The organism is Saccharospirillum sp. HFRX-2, assembly GCF_043196805.1.
Classification (GTDB): domain Bacteria; phylum Pseudomonadota; class Gammaproteobacteria; order Pseudomonadales; family Natronospirillaceae; genus Saccharospirillum.
In genome coordinates, this window is sequence record NZ_JBEBMU010000002.1 from 158,871 (window position 1) to 177,887 (window position 19,017).

Annotated in this window: 16 protein-coding genes; 13 read left to right on the forward strand and 3 right to left on the reverse strand. The window is 54.1% G+C overall.

The window, feature by feature from the left end:
• The first annotated feature begins 129 nt into the window (after positions 1-129).
• From ABMA60_RS07290 to ABMA60_RS07320, 7 genes are all read left to right on the forward strand, one after another.
• Entirely contained in the window at positions 130-2,031 is a 1,902-nt protein-coding gene (locus ABMA60_RS07290; protein WP_392800873.1) for an ATP-binding cassette domain-containing protein, read from the forward strand.
• A 26-nt stretch (positions 2,032-2,057) separates the two neighbouring features.
• Positions 2,058-2,549, forward strand: a complete 492-nt coding sequence (locus tag ABMA60_RS07295) for a hypothetical protein (protein ID WP_392800876.1) — start codon at positions 2,058-2,060, stop codon at positions 2,547-2,549.
• A 262-nt stretch (positions 2,550-2,811) separates the two neighbouring features.
• Positions 2,812-4,956, forward strand: a complete 2,145-nt coding sequence (fadB, locus tag ABMA60_RS07300) for a fatty acid oxidation complex subunit alpha FadB (RefSeq protein ID WP_392800879.1) — start codon at positions 2,812-2,814, stop codon at positions 4,954-4,956.
• 18 nt (positions 4,957-4,974) lie between these two features.
• Positions 4,975-6,150 carry an acetyl-CoA C-acyltransferase FadA gene (fadA, locus tag ABMA60_RS07305; protein ID WP_392800882.1) on the forward strand — a complete coding sequence of 392 codons (1,176 nt, stop codon included), beginning with the start codon at positions 4,975-4,977 and terminating at the stop codon, positions 6,148-6,150.
• A gap of 129 nt (positions 6,151-6,279) precedes the next feature.
• On the forward strand, positions 6,280-7,059 hold the full coding sequence (locus ABMA60_RS07310) for a phosphotransferase enzyme family protein (protein WP_392800886.1): 780 nt from the start codon (positions 6,280-6,282) through the stop codon (positions 7,057-7,059).
• Between the two features lie 10 nt (positions 7,060-7,069).
• On the forward strand, positions 7,070-7,537 hold the full coding sequence (locus tag ABMA60_RS07315) for a GNAT family N-acetyltransferase (RefSeq protein WP_392800889.1): 468 nt from the start codon (positions 7,070-7,072) through the stop codon (positions 7,535-7,537).
• Positions 7,538-7,582: 45 nt separating this feature from the next.
• Positions 7,583-8,383, forward strand: coding sequence for a DUF817 domain-containing protein (locus ABMA60_RS07320; RefSeq protein WP_392800892.1), 801 nt, complete (start codon positions 7,583-7,585; stop codon positions 8,381-8,383).
• An 85-nt stretch (positions 8,384-8,468) separates the two neighbouring features.
• On the opposite strand, the gene ABMA60_RS07325 is transcribed toward ABMA60_RS07320, so the two are convergent.
• Positions 8,469-10,802: a glucose/quinate/shikimate family membrane-bound PQQ-dependent dehydrogenase gene (locus ABMA60_RS07325; protein ID WP_392800895.1), complete on the reverse strand. Its 2,334-nt coding sequence runs from the start codon at positions 10,800-10,802 to the stop codon at positions 8,469-8,471.
• A 136-nt stretch (positions 10,803-10,938) separates the two neighbouring features.
• On the opposite strand from ABMA60_RS07325, the gene ABMA60_RS07330 reads away from it, so the two are divergent.
• The 5 genes from ABMA60_RS07330 to ABMA60_RS07350 all read left to right on the forward strand — a co-directional run bounded on the left by ABMA60_RS07330 (position 10,939) and on the right by ABMA60_RS07350 (position 13,650).
• Positions 10,939-11,202 carry a zinc ribbon domain-containing protein gene (locus tag ABMA60_RS07330; protein WP_392800897.1) on the forward strand — a complete coding sequence of 88 codons (264 nt, stop codon included), beginning with the start codon at positions 10,939-10,941 and terminating at the stop codon, positions 11,200-11,202.
• 77 nt (positions 11,203-11,279) lie between these two features.
• Positions 11,280-11,492, forward strand: a complete 213-nt coding sequence (locus ABMA60_RS07335; RefSeq protein ID WP_392800900.1) for a ParD-like family protein — start codon at positions 11,280-11,282, stop codon at positions 11,490-11,492.
• Between the two features lie 28 nt (positions 11,493-11,520).
• Complete coding sequence (gene map, locus ABMA60_RS07340; protein ID WP_392801381.1) at positions 11,521-12,258, forward strand: type I methionyl aminopeptidase; 738 nt, start codon at positions 11,521-11,523, stop codon at positions 12,256-12,258.
• A 134-nt stretch (positions 12,259-12,392) separates the two neighbouring features.
• Positions 12,393-13,277: an endo alpha-1,4 polygalactosaminidase gene (locus ABMA60_RS07345; protein WP_392800902.1), complete on the forward strand. Its 885-nt coding sequence runs from the start codon at positions 12,393-12,395 to the stop codon at positions 13,275-13,277.
• Between the two features lie 79 nt (positions 13,278-13,356).
• Positions 13,357-13,650: a DUF1653 domain-containing protein gene (locus tag ABMA60_RS07350; protein ID WP_392800904.1), complete on the forward strand. Its 294-nt coding sequence runs from the start codon at positions 13,357-13,359 to the stop codon at positions 13,648-13,650.
• Here the strand turns inward: ABMA60_RS07350 and ABMA60_RS07355 are convergent.
• Positions 13,563-14,315, reverse strand: a complete 753-nt coding sequence (locus ABMA60_RS07355; RefSeq protein WP_392800906.1) for a hypothetical protein — start codon at positions 14,313-14,315, stop codon at positions 13,563-13,565. The two genes, ABMA60_RS07350 and ABMA60_RS07355, sit on opposite strands and share 88 nt — an antisense overlap.
• Before the next feature lie 365 nt (positions 14,316-14,680).
• Between ABMA60_RS07355 and topA the strand changes: the two genes are divergently transcribed.
• Positions 14,681-17,404 (forward strand): type I DNA topoisomerase, encoded by a 2,724-nt coding sequence (gene topA / locus ABMA60_RS07360; protein WP_392800909.1) that lies wholly within the window; start codon positions 14,681-14,683, stop codon positions 17,402-17,404.
• A gap of 113 nt (positions 17,405-17,517) precedes the next feature.
• Here topA and gltA read toward each other — a convergent pair whose 3' ends face one another.
• Positions 17,518-18,795, reverse strand: a complete 1,278-nt coding sequence (gene gltA, locus ABMA60_RS07365; protein WP_392800912.1) for a citrate synthase — start codon at positions 18,793-18,795, stop codon at positions 17,518-17,520.
• Positions 18,796-19,017: the final 222 nt, after the last annotated feature.

Below are 19,017 nucleotides of genomic sequence, written 5' to 3' on the forward strand. Positions count from 1 at the left end.
CACCTCTGGGAAAATTATCGCAGACAGTAGGGGAAGCCGGTTGGGCTCAATAGTGCCAAAAGTAAGGCTGAGCCGCTTCATACGGGCTTTTCCGATAATCTCAATGATGAATTTATGTAAGGACTCAAGATGAGCCTGGTTGTATTAGATCGCGTCAGTTTCTCTCTGGGCGCGGCCCCTTTGCTGGACCAAGCCAACCTGACGCTGGAGGCCGGTGATCGGCTTTGTCTGGTCGGCAAAAACGGGGCCGGTAAATCGACGTTACTGAGCCTGTTGTTGGGCGGCCGTACGGTCGATGAGGGAGAGATTCGTCGCCGACAAGGCACCACCCTGGCGCACCTGCAACAGGATTTGCCCACGGGCGATGATCGACCGGTGCGCGAAGTGGTTCTCGAAGGGCTGGGTAATCTGGGCCAAGTGCTGCGCGATTATGATCAGGAAAGTACTAAAGAAGCACCGGATCTGGCGCGCCTGGATCGACTGCAGCATGAGATTGAGCGCCAGGAAGGCTGGCAGGTGCAATCGACACTCGACGCCATTCTGAGTCGATTACGGCTCGACGGCAGCGTGGCCTTTAAAACCTTATCCGGTGGCTGGCGCCGCCGAGTCTTGTTAGCGCGTGCCTTGATCAGCCGCCCCGACATTCTGATCCTCGACGAGCCGACCAACCACCTGGACATCGCCATGGTGGAATGGCTGGAAGATTTCCTGCTCGACTACGCCGGCACTCTGGTGTTCGTGTCCCACGACCGGCGCTTTATCGATAAGGTGGCGACGCGCATCGTTGAGCTCGATCGCGGCAAGCTGAGCGATTTCCCCGCGCCCTATGGTGCTTATCTAGATGCCAAAGATGCGCAACTGGCCGAAGAAGCGAAGCATCGGGCGTCCCAGGATCGCAAACTGGCCGAAGAGGAAGCCTGGATTCGTCAGGGCATCCAGGCGCGCCGGACCCGTAATGAAGGTCGTGTCCGGGCGCTTAAGGCGTTACGTCAGGATGTGAAAGCGCGTCGTGATCGTGTCGGTCAAAGTGATTTCGAGATCGAAGCTGCCAGTCGGTCCGGTAAGCAGGTGGTCAGCCTGGAACACGCCAGCTTCGGTTATGACGATAAAACGCTGGTGCAGGATTTTACCGCCCTGGTACAGCGCGGTGATCGCATTGCTTTGCTGGGTCCTAACGGCATCGGCAAAAGTACCTTGATCCAATTAATCCTCGGGGATCTTGAGCCGACTGACGGCACGGTCGAACAGGGCACGCGGCTGGAAGTGGCGTACTTTGATCAGGCCCGCGCCCGGCTCGACCCGGAATTGCGCGTGGTTGATGCTGTCGCTGAAGGGCGTGATTTTCTCGAACTGGGCGGCCGCAAGCGTCACGTCATCAGCTATCTGGAAGACTTTTTGTTCACACCGGATCGGGCGCGCATGCAGGTACGGCAGTTGTCTGGTGGTGAAACCAACCGTCTGCTGCTGGCGAGACTGTTCAGTCAGCCCGCCAACTTTCTGGTGCTCGATGAGCCGACCAACGACCTGGATATCGAAACGCTTGAACTGCTGATTGATCGGCTGGGAGATTTCGACGGCACTTTATTGCTGGTCAGCCACGATCGTTACTTTATCGACCAACTGGCGACCCGTACCTGGGCCTTTGAAGGCGGCGGTGTCATTCGTCAGTACGCCGGTGGTTATGAAGACTGGCTGGCACAAGGCGGCCGCTGGCCCGATGCCGGAACGGAAAAGGCGCCGGCTAAGTCGGCACCCGGGCAAAGTGGTGTAACGGCAAACCGTGCGCCGGCAGCCAAGAAACCGGCCGCTAAAAAGCTCAGCTATAAAGAGCAGCGCGAATTCGATGCACTCCCGGGCCAGATCGAAACCCTGGAGCAGCAGATTGCCGAATTGGAAGCCAAGATCGGTGCCGCTGATTTTTATCAGGGTGATCACACTGAAACCCAGGCGGTTTTAGATCAATTAAATCTGGCTCAGCAAGATCTGGAAGTCTGCTTTGAACGCTGGGCCGAATTGGAAGAGCGCGCCTGAATGCAACCGCTTATCGGGAGAAACTGATGTTCGCCAACCTCTCTATTATCTTCGCCATTTTAACCGTCGCGGGTGCTTTTATGTGGCTCAAGCCCAGTGCGCACGATCGGCGTCTTAGCCAATTACGCAGCGCAGCGCTGAGCCAGGGCATGAAGCTGTACAGCCTGAAAGTACCGGATACCAGCGTTGAAGGTCGCGTCGGCGAAAAACATGAACTGCGCACCCTCTATCGTTTATTGCATGCCTTCCCCAAGGCGCAGGCGCCATCTTTTACGGTCTTGCGCACCACCGGTGTCTCCAGTGCCTTCCTGCCCGATGGCTGGATCTGGGCGGACGACAAGCGCGCAAGCGATGCACAGATGAGCGCCTTGGTTGGTTTTTTGAATGATTTGCCGCAGCGATACAGCGTGGTGGACGCCCAGGCCGACGGTGTCGGTGTCAGTTGGGATGAAAGTGGCATTGAGCAATTACCCGCAGTTCGGGAAACGTTGCAGCGATTGGCCTCTATACTTTCCTAGTATTGGACATAATCGGCCTAGTAATGGACATAATCGGACAGTGCCAGGCGCAGTCCTGGTTGACTTATAACGGCCAGGGGCTATGGTAGGCGCCACAATCAAACAATCGTTTGAAACTGGTGTTTGATTCAGACATAACCGGACGCTGTAAAGGCCGTTCAAACAGGCTTGTTCAGCCGCTTAGCAGGCACCATCCATGCCTTCACAAGCGGCCAATCAGGCCCGACGACAACCTGGACAGCGATACAAACGGAGAGCATCGATGATCTATCAGGGTAAGGGCATTCGCGTCGAAGCACTGGATAACGGCCTGGCCGAGATGGTGTTCGACCTGCAAGACGAGTCCGTCAATAAGTTCAACCAGGCCACCTTGAACGAACTGGGCGAAGCCACCCAGGCGCTGGCTGCCAGCGACGTTAAAGGCCTGCTGGTTTCCAGCGCCAAAGACAGCTTTATTGTCGGCGCCGACATTACTGAATTTCTCACCTGGTTCGCCAAGGACGAGGACGGCGTCATCGCCGACATCCTCACCGTCAACGAACTGTTCAGCGCCTTCGAAGACCTGCCGTTTCCGACCGTTGTATCAATCAACGGCCTGGCGCTCGGCGGTGGTTTCGAGATGGCACTGTCGGCCGACTACCGGGTGATGTCGACCAAAGCCAAGGTCGGCCTGCCGGAAATCAAACTGGGCATCTACCCTGGCTTCGGCGGCACCGTACGTCTGTCGCGCCTGGTCGGCGCCGATAACGCCATCGAGTGGATTGCCTCGGGCAAAGAAAACCGCCCGGATGACGCCTTCAAAATCGGGGCGGTTGATGCCATCGCTGAACCGGATGAACTGCGCGATACCGCTCTGAGCCTGCTGGGCCGACTGGTGTCTGGCGAAGTCGATTACCAGGCCCGCCGCGAGCAGAAGAAAGGCAAGCTGCAACTGAATAACATCGAAAGCATGATGGTGTTCGAAACCGCCAAGGGTTACGTCGCCGGCCAAGCCGGACGCAACTACCCGGCGCCGGTAGAAGCGGTAAAAACCATCCAGAAACACGCCGGTTTCGAGCGCGACAAGGCATTGGCGATTGAAGCCAAGGGCTTCGCCAAAATGGCGAAGACCTTGACCGCCGAAAACCTGATTGGCCTGTTCCTCAACGATCAGAAGATTAAGAAGATCGCCAAAGGCCACGTCAAAGTCGCTAAAGACGTCAAGCAGGCTGCTGTGCTGGGCGCTGGCATCATGGGCGGCGGCATCGCCTACCAGAGCGCCTATAAAGGCACGCCGATTTTGATGAAAGACATCGCCGAGGAAGGCATTCAGCTCGGTCTCGACGAAGCAGCAAAACTGCTCGCCAAACTGGTCGATCGCGGTCGTTTGGATGCACGTGGCATGGCCGATGTGCTGAACCGCATTCGCCCGACGCTGTCCTACGGTGACTTCGGCAACGTCGACGTGGTCGTCGAAGCCGTGGTGGAAAACACCAAGGTGAAGAAGGCCGTGCTGGCCGAAGCCGAAGGTCAATTGCGTGACGATGCGGTACTGGCCTCGAACACCTCAACCATTTCCATCACCGAACTGGCCACGGCGCTGAAGAAGCCGGAACAATTCTGCGGCATGCACTTCTTTAACCCGGTGCACCGTATGCCGCTGGTGGAAGTGATTCGCGGCGAGAAGACCAGCGATGAAACCATCGCTACCGTCGTCTCCTACGCGCAGAAAATGGGCAAGACGCCGATCGTCGTCAACGATTGCCCAGGCTTCCTGGTTAACCGCATTCTGTTCCCGTATTTCGGTGGCTTCGCCATGCTGATGCGCGACGGTGCCGACTTCGAGAAAGTCGACAAAATCATGGAAAAATTCGGCTGGCCGATGGGCCCGGCTTATCTGATGGACGTGGTCGGTATCGACACCGGTGTACACGCCCAGGAAGTGATGGCCGAAGGCTTCCCGGATCGCATGAAACAAGATTTCAAATCCGCCATTCAGGTGATGTACGACGAGAAGCGTTATGGCCAGAAAAACAGCCACGGCTTCTATCGTTATGAAACCGACAAGAAGGGCAAACCGAAAAAAGTTTCCGATGAAACCGCGCACGAGCTGGTCGCCAGTGTGCGTGAACAACAGCAGGAACTGAGCGAAGAAGACATCATCAATCGTCTGATGATTCCGATGTGTCTGGAAACCGTTCGCTGCCTGGAAGACGGCATCGTCGACACCGCCGCCGAGGCCGATATGGGCCTGATCTACGGCATCGGCTTCCCGCCGTTCCGTGGTGGTGCGCTCAAGTACATCGACGACACCGGTGTCGCCGAATTCGTAGCGCTGTGCGACCGCTATGCCGACCTCGGCAAGCTGTACGAGCCGACAGCCAAACTGCGCGACATGGCCAAAAACGGCCAGACGTTTCACGGTTAAGACGGGAGAACAGTCACTATGAGTATTCGCGATAACGACGCCGTCATCATCGATTTCGGCCGTACCCCCATGGGCCGCAGCAAGGGTGGCAGCTACCGCTTCACCCGCGCCGAAAACCTCAGTGCCGATCTGGTTAATGGTCTGCTGGCGCGCAACGAAGCGTTGGATCCGGCCGAGATTGACGACATCATCTGGGGTTGTGTTAACCAGACCAAAGAACAGGGCTGGAATATCGCCCGCATGATGCAGTTGCTGACCGATATTCCGCATACGGTCACAGCGCAAACCGTCAGCCGTTTGTGTGGTTCCTCGATGAGCGCGCTGCACATCGCCACCGCCAACATCCAATCCGGCAACGGCGACATCTTTGTCATCGGTGGCGTCGAGCACATGGGCCACGTCGACATGATGCACGGTGTCGATCCGAACCCCATGCTGTCGCAGAAGGCTGCCAAGGCCTCCGGCATGATGGGTCTGACTGCAGAACTGCTGTCGAAGATGCATGGCATCAGCCGTGAAGCCCAGGATGAGTTTGGTTACCGCTCGCACATGCGCGCCCATCAGGCGACTCAGGCCGGTAATTTCGACAACGAAATCATCGCCCGCCAGGGCCACGATGCCGACGGCAATCCGTACCGCATGATCCACGACGAAACCATTCGTCCGGAAACCACGGTCGAAGGTTTGAGCCAGCTGCGTCCGGCCTTTGATCCGAAAGCCGGTACAGTAACCGCGGGTACCTCCAGCCAGATCACCGATGGTGCTTCCGCTATGTTGGTGATGAGCTACGGCCGCGCCAAAGCTCTTGGCTTGAAACCACGCGCTGTGGTTCGTGGCATGGCACTGGCCGGTGTCGATCCGTCGATCATGGGTTATGGCCCGGTTCCAGCAAGCAAAAAGCTGCTCAAGAAGTTGGGTATGAGCATCGACGACATCGACTACGTCGAACTCAACGAAGCCTTCGCCGCCCAGGCCTTGCCGGTGCTGAAGGATCTGAAACTGCTCGACAAGATGGACGACAAGGTCAACCTGCATGGCGGCGCCATCGCTCTGGGTCACCCCTTCGGTTGTTCCGGCGCGCGCATCACCGGCACCTTGTTGAACGTCATGGAACAGAACAGTGGCCAGTTTGGTTTGGCGACCATGTGTATTGGTCTGGGGCAGGGCATCAGTACCGTTATTGAACGGGTCTGATTGCAACGCTTGATCGATAAAAACGCCGGCCAATGTGCCGGCGTTTTTTTATGCCTGATGGCAGCGCCTTGCAATAAGTTGTGCTGTTCTCAATGATGAACGGCTTGGTATGACTGAAGGACCTTGGTATTGCGCAGCGGTATTCAAATAGAAGGCGCTAGTGTTGTGCGTCCCGTGGCGTCGGGATATCGGTCGGTTCACCGGTTATTGAATCATTTGCAACAGGCAGGCTTCGTTGGCAGTCCTCAGGTCTTGGCTGTGGAAGGCCATTGTGAGCGGCTGACGTTTTTGGCTGGCGACACCTATGAGGATGCCGGGTCCGGCCCGATTGCAACCGAGCGCGCACTGGTATCGGCGGCGCAGTTATTACGAAAGTTGCACGATTGCTCTGCAAGTTTTTTACCGCGCCAGGCTATCGATGACCAACAATGGCTGTTGCCAGCTCAGCAGCCCGCCGAGGTCATCTGTCACGGTGATTATGCCCCTTATAACGTCGTGCTGAAGGGCGATCAGGTTGTCGGCGTGTTCGACTTCGATGCCGCTCATCCTGGGCCGCGACTATGGGACTTGGCCTATGCGGTCTACTGTTGGGCGCCGCTAAAGTCGTTACCGAACCTTTCGGTTGCCGAGATAGACAAGTCGGTTGAGCGCGCATGCAGTTTTCTTGATGCCTATGGATTGTCCTTCGATCGACGAGCGTTCTTAGTCGATATGATGATCCAGCGTTTGCAGGCCTTGGTTGCTTTTATGCGTGAGCAAGCGACCGACGGCGATGAAAAATTCAATGCAGATATTAACGCCGGTCATCTGGATAGATATCTGGCCGACATCGACTATTTACAGTGTCATGATTTATGGCTTACTGATTTGTTGATGAATCGTGCCAATCCGTCGACTGGACCCAGGTAATAAAACCAGCATGTATCAATGGACTCTCTTATCTAGGCACCCAGAATATGCGGACCAGGTTGCCGGTTGGATTTTTAACCAATGGGTTGTCGATCAAGACCCTGAGGGTTATCAAAAAGTTTTGACCAAGGTGCTTGCCTGCACAGATCCAGAGCCAACCCCTTTTATGGTGTTGCTATTGAATGGTAATAACCTTATTGGCATCGCTGAAGTTAAAACCCATGAAACCTCCGAGGATAATGATCCAAGATTTTGGTTAGATGGTGTCTACGTCCTGCCTGAATACAGAGGCCAAGGATTGGCAGGGCAATTGGTGCGCCAGGCATTGCTGCAAGCTAAAACAGTCGGGGTGCGCAAACTCTATTTGCGAACCTTACATTTGGACGGTGGACTCTATGCCCTAGCTGGTTTTAAGCCCATTGAGCAGGGTATGTTTCGAGGCCAGCCGATGCTAGAGATGGTTGCCGAGATTTTCTGACAAAAATCGATTATCTTGCCGGCCTGTTTTACAGGGAATGGTTCTATGCGTTGGCTGCTTGAATTCTGGATCTTTGCTTTGAAGCAGGCCTATGCCTGTTTGTTCGGCGGCTTTTTATTGGCCGTTATGTTGATTACCCATTTCTGGTATCCGCTGGAAAGTCTGCATCGATACGATTTTATTTTTCTTGCCGCTATAGTGGCTCAAGTCGTGCTCTTGGTCAGTGGTCTGGAAACCTGGCGTGAGTCGGTGGTGATACTGGTGTTCCATTTGGTCGCTACTGTTATGGAATTATTTAAAACCTCCGATGCGATAGGCTCCTGGGTATATCCTGAACAAGCTGTGTTTCAACTTGGCAATGTGCCACTGTTCACTGGTTTTATGTATAGCGCGGTGGGTAGTTATATTGCGCGTATCTGGCGGATTTTTGAGTTCCATTTTTCCTATTATCCGCCACGGTGGGCGACGCTGTTGTTGGTGCTTTTGATCTACCTGAATTTTTTCACACATCATTATTGGTGGGACCTTCGTTGGCTGTTGTTGGCGGCGACGGCGGTGATTTTTTACCGCACTACTATTTATTTCAAAGTAGTAAAAACGCATCGACAAATGCCTTTGATACTGGGCTGGTTTTTAGTGGCGTTATTTATCTGGCTGGCTGAAAATCTGGCGACCTACGCCAACATCTGGATATATCCCAATCAGTCGAGCCACTGGCAATTGGTGTCTTTATCCAAATTAAGTTCTTGGTATTTGCTGATGTTATTGAGTTTTGTTCTGGTCACCTTGATCAATGATGTGCAACTGCATCGACCTAAAACGGTGGACCTAGTGGTGAAAAACTGAATCCAGATCAGACCTGCACTTGAAGATGATTGAATTAAAAAAACCCGGCACTTGGCCGGGTTTTTTATTCAGCGATTAGCGACGCTTAGGGCAGTTTGTAAGCCACGACATAATCACCAATGGTGGTACCGATAGAACCATGACCACCGGCCACCAGAACAACCATCTGTTCACCCTGGCTGTTGAGGTAAGTCATCGGCGTTGCCTGACCACCTGCCGGCAGGCGTGCTTGCCACAGCTGTTCACCGGTGCTCAAGTCGTAAGCACGCAGATAATCATCAACGGTTGCGGCGAGGAAAGACACGCCGCCAGCGGTGATGATCGGGCCACCGATACCGGGAACGCCCATCTCAATCGGCAACGGCAATGGCGTCATGTCGTAGATGGTGCCGTTTTTGTGGCGATAAATAATCTCACCGGTAGTCAGATCGGCACTGGCAACATAACCCCAGGGTGGTTGCTGGCAAGGGACGCCCAGCGGTGACAGGAAAGGTTTCATTTCCACCGCATAGGGTGCGCCGGCGTTTTCGTTGATACCCGCTTCGCCCTGGTTGGTATCACCCAAATCCTGGCCTTCTTTGGGCACCAGTTTAGAGGTGAACGCCAGGTAGAGCGGCATACCGAACATCACCTGTTGTTGAGGATCAACTGCAATGCTGCCCCAGTTGAACACGCCAAAGTTACCTGGATAGACGATGGTGCCTTGCTCCGAGGGTGCGGTGTACTGACCTCGATAATCCAGCGACTGGAATTGGATACGACAGATCATCTGGTCGATCAGCGTAGCACCCCACATATCGGCTTCGCGCATGGTTGGCGGCCGGAACGTTAACCCGGAAATCGGTTGGGTTTGCGCGGTGTAGTCGCCTTCAATGGCACCCTGAGGCGCGGGTTGTTCGGTGATCGGAATGATCGGTTCACCGGTCGCCCGGTTCAGTACATAAACATCCCCTTGTTTGGTCGGCACCACGAGCGCCGGCTGGCGACCGCTGTCGGTTTCCAGATCCAACAGTACCGGCTGAGCCGGAGTATCCATGTCCCAGAGGTCGTGATGAACAAACTGCTGCACCCATTCCACCTGGCCGGTTTGCAGGCTCAGTGCTACGACGGAAGAGGCAAAGCGTTCTTCATTTTCGGTGCGATACATGCCCAACTGATCGGGTGTACGGTTACCCATGGGGAAGTAGATCAGGCCCAGTTCTTCATCGGCGCTGGCGACCGACCAACTGTTGGGTGAACTGGTTGAATAGGTTTTACCCTCGGCGATGGGAGCGGTGTCTTGCGGATGCGCCGGGTCCCAGTTCCACACCAACTCACCACTTTTGGCGTCGTAGGCGCGGATAACTCCGGAAGGAGACTGGGTGTCGTAGTTGTCGTTAACCGAGCCGGCAACGATGACTTTGCCATCGGCAACAACCGGCGGTGAGGTGGAGTAGTAATAGCCATTTTGCCGGAACGGCATGTTGTGCATCAGATCAAGCACACCGTCGTTGGCAAAGTTGGCGCAGCGGGCGCCGGTTTCCGGATCAACCGCGATAAGGCGCGCATCGGAAGTCGGCATAAACAGCTGCGCATCGCAATTCATGCTGTCGAGATTTTGCGCCAAGGTTGGGCTTGATTGGGCGCTCAGGTCGTCAGCATCACCATTGGTGGGCGGTAAAAAGGAAACGCCGCGACAGGTTTGATGCTGACGCTGACTTTCCGGCGGCACTTGGGCGTCATAGACCCATTGTTCTTCACCGCTATCGGCATTCAGCGCAATGAGCCAGTTGTGAGGTGTACACAGATAGAGGCTATTGCCGATCTTTAATGGCGTTGCTTCATAGGTGGTTTCGGTGACGTCGTTCGGCCCCTTGAGGTCACCCGTCTGATATTGCCAGGCTAATTCCAGGTCGCCGACATTATCGACATTGATTTGCTCCAGCGGTGAATAGCGTTGCCCGTAGTTATTACGGCCGTAGGCAGGCCAACTGGCGTCAGGACTATCACCCAAAGATGCGTTGGCCAGTGGCGTGGATGAATCGATCTGACCTTCGGTCTGGGTCGGATCGACCGCCAAACTCGATAGCAGGCCAAGGCTGACAATGGCCCAGACTGGAAGCAAAACAGCGATGCCAGGTGATCTGGGTCGAAACGGAAACAATAACGGAATGGCGAGTAACAAGAGCAAGCCAAGGCGAGTTGCCAGTGGCCACCAATAGAAACCCGATTCGGCCAGGGACCACAATGCCGTTGTTGCCAGTAAGGCGGCATAAAGCCATTGCGCCAGGCGACGATGTTTAACGGTAGTGATGGCAATAGCGATTAAAGCCAGACCGGCGAGGGCGTAGTACCAACTGCCGCCCAGAACCAAGAGCCAGCTGCCACCTCCCAGTAGCACTAACCCGATCAGTAGATAAATAGCGGATAACACAAACATGAAAAACTCCTTTCAAGCGAAGGAGTCTTATTAGTTGGGCATAAAAGCAGTATTTCAAAGGGCAGCAAATAAAGGTGTCCGCTTTTGTGATGCTTGCCTAAAGTAGTAGGCACGAATCAGACCGCCTGGAGAGAACATGGAAAAGCAGTGTCAAAGCTGTGGTATGCCGATGAAAGGCGATCCTGCCAAGGCGGGTACCGAGGTAAATGGTCAAAAAAGCGCGCTCTATTGCCACTATTGTTATCAGGGCGGTGCCTTTACCCAGCCGGACTTCGACGTGGAACAAATGCAGCAGTTCTGTATTGCCAAGATGAAAGAGCAGGGCTTTCCAGCCTTGTTAGCCTGGTTGGCCGCGCGACAGATCCCCAAGCTAAAACGGTGGTCTGCCGCCAGGCATTAATGCTGATAACCACTACGGCTTGTTGATCTAAACTGGTCGATATATGATATGTATACAAATCATATATCGAGGCCAAGATGGGAATCGTTAAGATCAGCGATGAAATGCACGATGAAGTGCGTAAAGCCAGTGCCGCTATGGTGCGTTCTATTAATGCTCAGGCCGAGTTCTGGCTGAAGATCGGCATGCTGGCAGAAGCCAACCCTCAGTTAACCTTTAGTGAGATTATTCGAGAACAGATGAATCGGGCGGCGGTCGATCTGGAGAAGGTTAGCCTTGAGCAGCATTAGTCTGAAAAACGCCGAACAACTGGCTCGCATGCGTGAATCCGGGCGTTTACTGGCAGCGGTTTTTGCGTATCTGGACGGTAAGATCACCACGGGTGTTTCGACCATGCAAATCAACGATTGGGTAGAGCGTTATATCGTTGATGAACTGCACGCCAGGCCCGCCAGTAAAGGTCAGTATGGGTATGCGTATGTGCTCAACTCGTCGATCAACCGCGTTGTTTGCCATGGCGTGCCCTCGGCAACTCAGTTCCTGAAAGACGGCGATATCGTCAATATCGACATCACTTTGGAGAAGAACGGTTACATTGCCGACTCCAGCAAGATGTATCGAATCGGCACCGTCTCGCCGCAGGCTCAGCGATTGGTTGAGCATACCTATCAAGCCATGTGGCAGGGCATAGAGTTGGTCCGACCAGGCGCGACCTTGGGCGATATCGGTCATGCCATCCAGCAGTATGCTGAACGTCAGGGCTACAGCGTGGTACGTGAGTATTGCGGCCATGGCATTGGCACTGAGATGCATGAAGCTCCTCAGGTACTGCATTACGGTCGTGCCGGTACCGGCTTACCGCTGGAAGCCGGCATGACCTTCACCATCGAACCGATGATCAATCAGGGTAAAGCCAAGGTGAGAACCAAGCCGGACGGCTGGACGGTGGTAACTGCCGATAAAAAGTTGTCGGCGCAGTGGGAGCACACCATAGCGGTTACTGAGGACGGCTATGAAGTTTTGACGTTGCGAGAAGAAGAGCGCGCTCTGGTTTGAAGTCAATGGCTTGACGAAACAGGTGTAACAAAGCGTTGCACAAATAATCGATTAGCTTTGTATTTGCTGAGCTAAAATTCGGTTTCGCCGTCGTTTAACGGCGGCATTTCCCTTGGTGATTAAAGAGAGTACCCATGAGAGCAGTTGGGTTTCTGGTCAGTTCTGTCGTTATTTTTCTTGCTGGTTGTCAGGTTTCAGGTTCATCGGTACTAAACCGGACCATGCCATTGCCGGTCGATGTCGATCCAATTACCGGTGGTGATTGGTATAAACCAAGCCCGAAAGTCACCTGGCAATGGCAACTGCTGGTGCCTGACGGCGAGTCGTTAAATGATACCTATGATGTCGAAATATACGATGTCGACCTCTTTGATACGTCAGAAAGTACAATCTCTGATCTGCAAGCCGCTGGTCGCAATGTGATTTGCTATTTCTCCGCCGGTTCATACGAAGATTGGCGCGATGATGAAGGCGAATTTAACGGCAACGAACTGGGCAAGACGCTTGATGGTTGGGACGACGAGCGCTGGCTTGATATACGCTCGACGAATGTTCATCGCATTATGAAGGCGCGTTTGGATACGGCGAAAGACAAGGGCTGTGATGGCGTCGAGCCGGACAATATGGACGGCTATTTGAACAATCCCGGTTTTAATTTTACCGCTCGCGATCAATTGGCCTATAACCGTTTTATCGCCAATGAAGCGCACAAGCGAAATCTGTCCGTCGGTTTGAAAAACGATCTGGATCAGGTGGAAGATTTAGTTGATTACTACGATTTTTCGGTGAATGAGCAGTGCTTCCAGTACGATGAATGCGACATGCTGGTCCCTTTTATCGATGCTGATAAACCGGTTTTGAATGCTGAATACCCAGAAGAGGATGATGATTTGTCATCTGACCTAACTGATAGTTCGGTCAACGATCTATGCACTGCTTCGGATGATCTGGATTTCAGTACTTTGGTGTTGCCGCTGGATTTGGATGACAGCTTCAGACGCAGTTGTTTAAGTTCATAATTCCGTTCAGTGTTAATCTAAACCAGTTGTATGTAGCGAACATCGGCTGGTTTTTTTATGGCAATAATTGGAGCGCACAATGACGGTGGTTCAACCCGGCATCTACCAACATTTTAAAGGCCCGAAATATCGCGTGATCGGCTTGTCGCATCACAGTGAAACGGAAGCGCCTCTGGTGGTTTATCAGTGCTTATACGGCAACTTTGATCTATGGGTACGGCCCTTGGAAAGCTTTCAATCCAGTGTCGAAAGGGACGGGGAGAGGGTTGAGCGATTTACGTGGCTTCAACCTTTATCAGAGGCGGATTGGCTGGCGTTGGGTAAGGCCTTGGCGTCTTCTTTTTTGTCAGACTCGTCGAACTCTGAGGAATAAAGCCCAGCAATTAACCGTGACAGCTTGCGGATTTGTTCGGTCTTATCTTGGTAGTGAATATCTGAATTAATCAGCATGTCTTTGGCGTGTTTATAGTACGCCGCTGCGATGGCCAGATCGCCATTTTCACGAGCCTGAACCGCCTGCAATTTATAGGCTTCCGCCTCCAGCTCCAAGGTGCGGCGGCGCAACCGCTCCAGATGCACATCGGCTTCGCCCTCGGTTAAGGCGCCATCGGTAATGCGACGATTGATCAGTTTGGCAGTGCGACTGAAGTGACGCTTCATCAGCAAAATTTCACGGTCGGTGGTGGGCGTCATTGGTTGGTTGGCATTGTCACCTAGTGCCTCGATGGTGCGTTCCAGGTCTTGGTAATATTGCAGGCGATCTTGTGAGTGCTTATCGTCAGGCGCCAACTCCAGCAGTCTTTGAGCGTCTTCGATCAGCATGGATTGCAGATGCATCAATAATTCGGGGTTACGGTCGTAAGACATCAAGGTATCGAATAATTCTTCAACCTTATGCTGGCGTGAGCGACGCACTCGCAAGGCTTCGCGCATTTCGCTGTCTTCAATTTCGCGTTGGTGCGCCAATCGACTGATATAGAGACCACCGAACATCAGGGCGATCAGTGCAATGATGGCGATAATGGCAAAAAACGACACGCCAGCTGACTCCTTCGTCTAATCAGTATTGAGGCAACCGGGTGGTGCCCGGTTCTGAACCTGCGGGCAAACACCAAACTGTGGGGTTCAATTAAGGTTGCCTGAAGTCACTATAAAAGGCCTTGGTCCAAGGCGAAAGTTATATCGGATCTGTTACTTAGAGGTTGGGGAACGTCAGGCAAAAGCTTGCGATATGGCGCTAAGAGCGGTGTTTGTGGGGCTTTAATCGCGGCTTTTTGCGAAGGCGTTGTGGCTGCCAAAACTTGACCTTGCCGATTCAAGCGTATATACGTCTGCGCCTCTTGCGCCTTCAGCAGGTCGTGAGCTAAGTATATAAAAGGAAGCGATAGGCGGAATTTAAACGCATGGGTAAATCACTGGTCATTGTCGAGTCTCCGGCCAAAGCCAAGACGATCAACCGCTATCTGGGCAACGATTTTATCGTAAAGTCCTCGGTGGGCCACATTCGTGACCTGCCGACCAGCGGCCAGTCCAAGCCGGTGGATGCCAAGGCGCGAGCTCGCCAGGCGGCTGAGACTCGCAAGATGTCACCGGAACAAAAAGCACGCCACAAGCAGCGCAAAGCCAAGGAACAGTTGATTGCGCGCATGGGCATCAACCCGGATAACGACTGGGAAGCCCACTACGAAGTGCTGCCGGGCAAGGAGAAGGTAGTCGATGAACTGCGTCGTCTGGCCAAGTCAGCCGATGCTATCTATCTGGCGACGGATTTGGACCGCGAAGGGGAGGCCATTGCCTGGCACCTGCAGGAGAGCATCGGTCAGGCGCCGGAGAAATACCGTCGAGTGGTCTTTAACGAGATCACCAAAAAAGCCATTCAGGGCGCCTTTGAGCAGCCGGGCGATCTGGATCTGAACCGGGTTAATGCCCAGCAGGCGCGACGTTTTCTGGATCGTGTTGTCGGCTATATGGTGTCGCCGCTGTTGTGGGCGAAGGTCGCTCGTGGTCTGAGTGCCGGCCGCGTGCAATCGGTGGCGGTGCGCTTAATCGTTGAACGCGAACGAGAAATTCGTGCCTTTACGCCCGAAGAATTCTGGGATCTTCATGCCTTGACCGAGAGCCCAGCGGGCGCTCAGGTGCGTTTTGAAGTCACTCATTACCAGGGCGAAAAATACCGTCCGGTTAATGCTGAGCAAAGTCAGACGCACGTCGAGCGTTTACGCCAGCTGCCGCTGACCATTACCGATCGCGAAGACAAGCCGACTCAGTCGCGCCCGTCAGCGCCGTTTATTACCTCGACGTTGCAACAGGCCGCCAGTACGCGCCTGGGTTACAGCGTTAAGAAAACCATGACCATGGCGCAGCGTCTTTATGAAGCCGGTCATATCACCTATATGCGAACCGACTCGACCAACCTCAGTGCCGAGGCGGTCAGTTCGGCCCGTGATTTTATCGGTGAACAGTACGGCGATAGTTATTTGCCGGAGAAGCCGGCCGTCTACGGCAGCCGGGAAGGCGCTCAGGAAGCTCACGAAGCGATTCGGCCGTCCTACGTCAATCGACGCAGCGCCGACCTCAGCGACATGGAGCGCGACGCTCAGCGGCTCTATGAGCTGATCTGGCAACGCTTCGTCGCCTGTCAGATGGTGCCGGCCAAGTACAAGAGTACGTTGCTGACCATCAAAACCGGCGATTATGAATTGAAAGCGCGTGGCCGGGTGGTTGTCTTTGATGGCTATACCCGCGTCATGTCGCAGCCGGCCAAGGGTGACGATGCGACTGAACTGCCGGACCTGAAAATACAGGACGCCATGTCGCTGCAGCAGCTTGAACCCAAGCAGCATTTCACCAAACCACCGGCGCGCTATACCGAAGCGTCGCTGGTTAAAGAGCTGGAAAAGCAGGGGATTGGTCGTCCTTCGACCTACGCCTCGATCATCTCGACCATTCAGGATCGTGGCTACGTGCGCCTGCAGAACCGGCGTTTCTACGCGGAAAAAATCGGTGACATTGTGACCGATCGGCTGACCGAATCTTTCAGCGATCTGCTGCAGTATCAGTTCACCGCGCGCTTAGAAGAATATCTCGATGAGATCGCCACCGGCGAACGTACCTGGAAGGAAGTGCTGAACTCCTTTTATAAGGACTTCACCCGTCAGTTGGAGCAGGCTGAGTCGGACGAAGGCGGCATGCGCGCCAACGAGCCGACGTTGACCGATATCGAATGCCCGCGTTGCGGTCGGCCGATGATGGTTCGTAACGGCACCACCGGTGTGTTTCTGGGCTGTTCCGGTTACAACCTGCCACCGAAGGAACGCTGCAAAGGCACACTGAATCTGATTCCTGGTGAGGAAGCTCTGTCGGTCGATGATGACGATGATGAAGCCGAAGCTCAGGCGCTGCGTCATAAAGAACGCTGCGACATCTGCGGCACCGCCATGGATTCTTACCTGATTGACGAGCACCGCAAACTGCATATCTGTGGTAATAATCCTGACTGCTCTGGGTTCAAAGTCGAGCAGGGCCAGTTCAAGATTAAAGGTTATGATGGCCCGACGCTGGAGTGCGATAAGTGCGGCAGCGAGATGCAGTTGAAGAGCGGCCGCTTCGGCAAATACTTCGGTTGCACCAACGAAGATTGTAAGAACACGCGCAAACTGTTGCGCAGCGGTGAGCCGGCGCCACCGAAGATGGATCCGATTAAAATGCCGGAACTGCAGTGCCAGAAAGTGGATGACACCTATGTGCTGCGTGACGGCGCGTCCGGTCTGTTTTTAGCCGCCAGCCAGTTCCCGAAAAACCGGGAAACGCGACCGCCGCAAGTACAGGAACTGGTGCCGCATAAGGCGGAATTGCCAGAGAAATATCACTACATTCTGGACGCACCTGCGGCCGATGGTGACGGCCGTCCGACGGTCATTCGTTACAGTCGTAAGACGCAGGAACAGTACGTCATGACTGAGGATGACAACGGCAAGGCGACAGGCTGGAAGGCGTTTTATCGTGACGGCAAGTGGCAGGTGGATGCGCCAGCCAAGGCGAAACCTAAGGCCAAAGCCAAGGCGAAATCAAAAGCTAAAGCCAAACCGAAAGCCAAGGCCACAGCCAAGAAGAAAGCGTCCGCTTAATTTTTTGGTTGTTGTTTCTGGTTAAAAAAAGCGAGGTAATTGCCTCGCTTTTTTTGTGTTTGAAACGGACATAAAAAAACCGGCCGGAGCCGGTTTTTTTATTGGAGCAAAGATTATTTGCCCGGTACGTCCCGCTGGGTATGACCCTTGTACAACTGACGTGGACGACCAATGCGGTAAGCACCGCTGATCATTTCTTTCCAGTGCGCAATCCAACCCGGGGTGCGGCCGACGGCGAACAATACCGTGAACATGTCGGTCGGAATGCCCAGTGCTTTGAAGATGATGCCGGAATAGAAATCGACGTTGGGGTAGAGTTTTTTCTCAACGAAGTACTCGTCTTCCAAAGCGATTTTTTCCAGACGCATAGCAATCTTCAACAGCGGATCGTTACCGACACCGAGTTCAGACAGCACTTCGTCGCAGGTTTCTTTCATTACCTTGGCGCGCGGGTCGTAGTTTTTGTAGACCCGATGACCAAAGCCCATCAGACGGAACGGATCGTCCTTGTCCTTGGCGCGAGCAATGAATTCTTCGATGCGCGATTCATCACCAATTTCTTCGAGCATGGTCAGCACGGCTTCGTTGGCACCGCCGTGGGCCGGTCCCCACAGCGCAGCAATGCCGGCGGCGATACAGGCGAACGGATTGGCGCCGGAAGAACCAGCCAGACGCACGGTCGAGGTCGAGGCGTTCTGCTCGTGATCAGCGTGCAGCGTGAAGATTTTATCCATGGCGCGAGCCAGGGTAGGGCTGACCTGATATTCCTGCGCCGGGGTAGAGAACATCATGTGCAGGAAGTTCCCACCATAGGACAGATCGTTCCGCGGATACACGAATGGCTGACCGATGGAGTACTTATAGGTCATGGCTGCCAGGGTTGGCATCTTGGAAATCAGCCGGTGCGCGGCGACTTCACGATGACGCTCATTGGTGATGTCGAGCGAGTCGTGATAGAAGGCCGAGAGGGCGCCGACCACACCGACCATGATCGCCATCGGATGCGAGTCGCGACGGAAACCCTGGAAGAATTGCCGCATCTGCTCATGCACCATGGTGTGGTGACTGATGACATGCTGGAACTCTTTTTTCTCCGCGGCGCTGGGCAGGTTGCCGTACAGCAGCAGATAGCAGACATCCAGATAATCGGCTTTGTTGGCCAATTGGTCGATGGGATAACCGCGGTGCAACAGCACGCCTTGTTCGCCATCGATGTAGGTGATTTCAGATTCGCAGGATGCGGTGGAAACGAAGCCGGGATCGTAGGTAAACAGACCGTTTGCGGTCAGTGAACGAACGTCCACAACATCAGGACCCAGTGTGCCAGACAGCACGGGTAGTTCGATCGGGTCGCGTCCTTCGATGACCAACTTTGCAGTCTTGTCAGTCATGAGGGCCTCCTCTGTAAAGCCGGGGTTAAGCGTCGGAAAGGGTGACGCAAAAGGGGTGAAACGGTGCACCTCAGACGGTCGCGCTTGTAGCAGGAAAAGCGCTGTCTTGCATCTATCTTGATAGAGTTATGACGCAGGGTGCGAAATCGCGCACAACTATAGAGAGTTGCGATCGTTTGTCAATTTGACCGAAGTTGGTCTAAACCAAAAGTATCAATGGCA

Bases quoted from the DNA above. Each gene is read 5' to 3' on its own strand.
- ABMA60_RS07290 (WP_392800873.1), top strand. From the start codon at position 130: ATGAGCCTGGTTGTATTAGATCGCGTCAGTTTCTCTCTGGGCGCGGCC.
- ABMA60_RS07295 (WP_392800876.1), top strand. From the start codon at position 2,058: ATGTTCGCCAACCTCTCTATTATCTTCGCCATTTTAACCGTCGCGGGT.
- fadB (WP_392800879.1), top strand. From the start codon at position 2,812: ATGATCTATCAGGGTAAGGGCATTCGCGTCGAAGCACTGGATAACGGC.
- fadA (WP_392800882.1), top strand. From the start codon at position 4,975: ATGAGTATTCGCGATAACGACGCCGTCATCATCGATTTCGGCCGTACC.
- ABMA60_RS07315 (WP_392800889.1), top strand. From the start codon at position 7,070: ATGTATCAATGGACTCTCTTATCTAGGCACCCAGAATATGCGGACCAG.
- ABMA60_RS07320 (WP_392800892.1), top strand. From the start codon at position 7,583: ATGCGTTGGCTGCTTGAATTCTGGATCTTTGCTTTGAAGCAGGCCTAT.
- ABMA60_RS07325 (WP_392800895.1), bottom strand. From the start codon at position 10,802: ATGTTTGTGTTATCCGCTATTTATCTACTGATCGGGTTAGTGCTACTG.
- ABMA60_RS07330 (WP_392800897.1), top strand. From the start codon at position 10,939: ATGGAAAAGCAGTGTCAAAGCTGTGGTATGCCGATGAAAGGCGATCCT.
- ABMA60_RS07335 (WP_392800900.1), top strand. From the start codon at position 11,280: ATGGGAATCGTTAAGATCAGCGATGAAATGCACGATGAAGTGCGTAAA.
- map (WP_392801381.1), top strand. From the start codon at position 11,521: ATGCGTGAATCCGGGCGTTTACTGGCAGCGGTTTTTGCGTATCTGGAC.
- ABMA60_RS07345 (WP_392800902.1), top strand. From the start codon at position 12,393: ATGAGAGCAGTTGGGTTTCTGGTCAGTTCTGTCGTTATTTTTCTTGCT.
- ABMA60_RS07350 (WP_392800904.1), top strand. From the start codon at position 13,357: ATGACGGTGGTTCAACCCGGCATCTACCAACATTTTAAAGGCCCGAAA.
- topA (WP_392800909.1), top strand. From the start codon at position 14,681: ATGGGTAAATCACTGGTCATTGTCGAGTCTCCGGCCAAAGCCAAGACG.
- gltA (WP_392800912.1), bottom strand. From the start codon at position 18,795: ATGACTGACAAGACTGCAAAGTTGGTCATCGAAGGACGCGACCCGATC.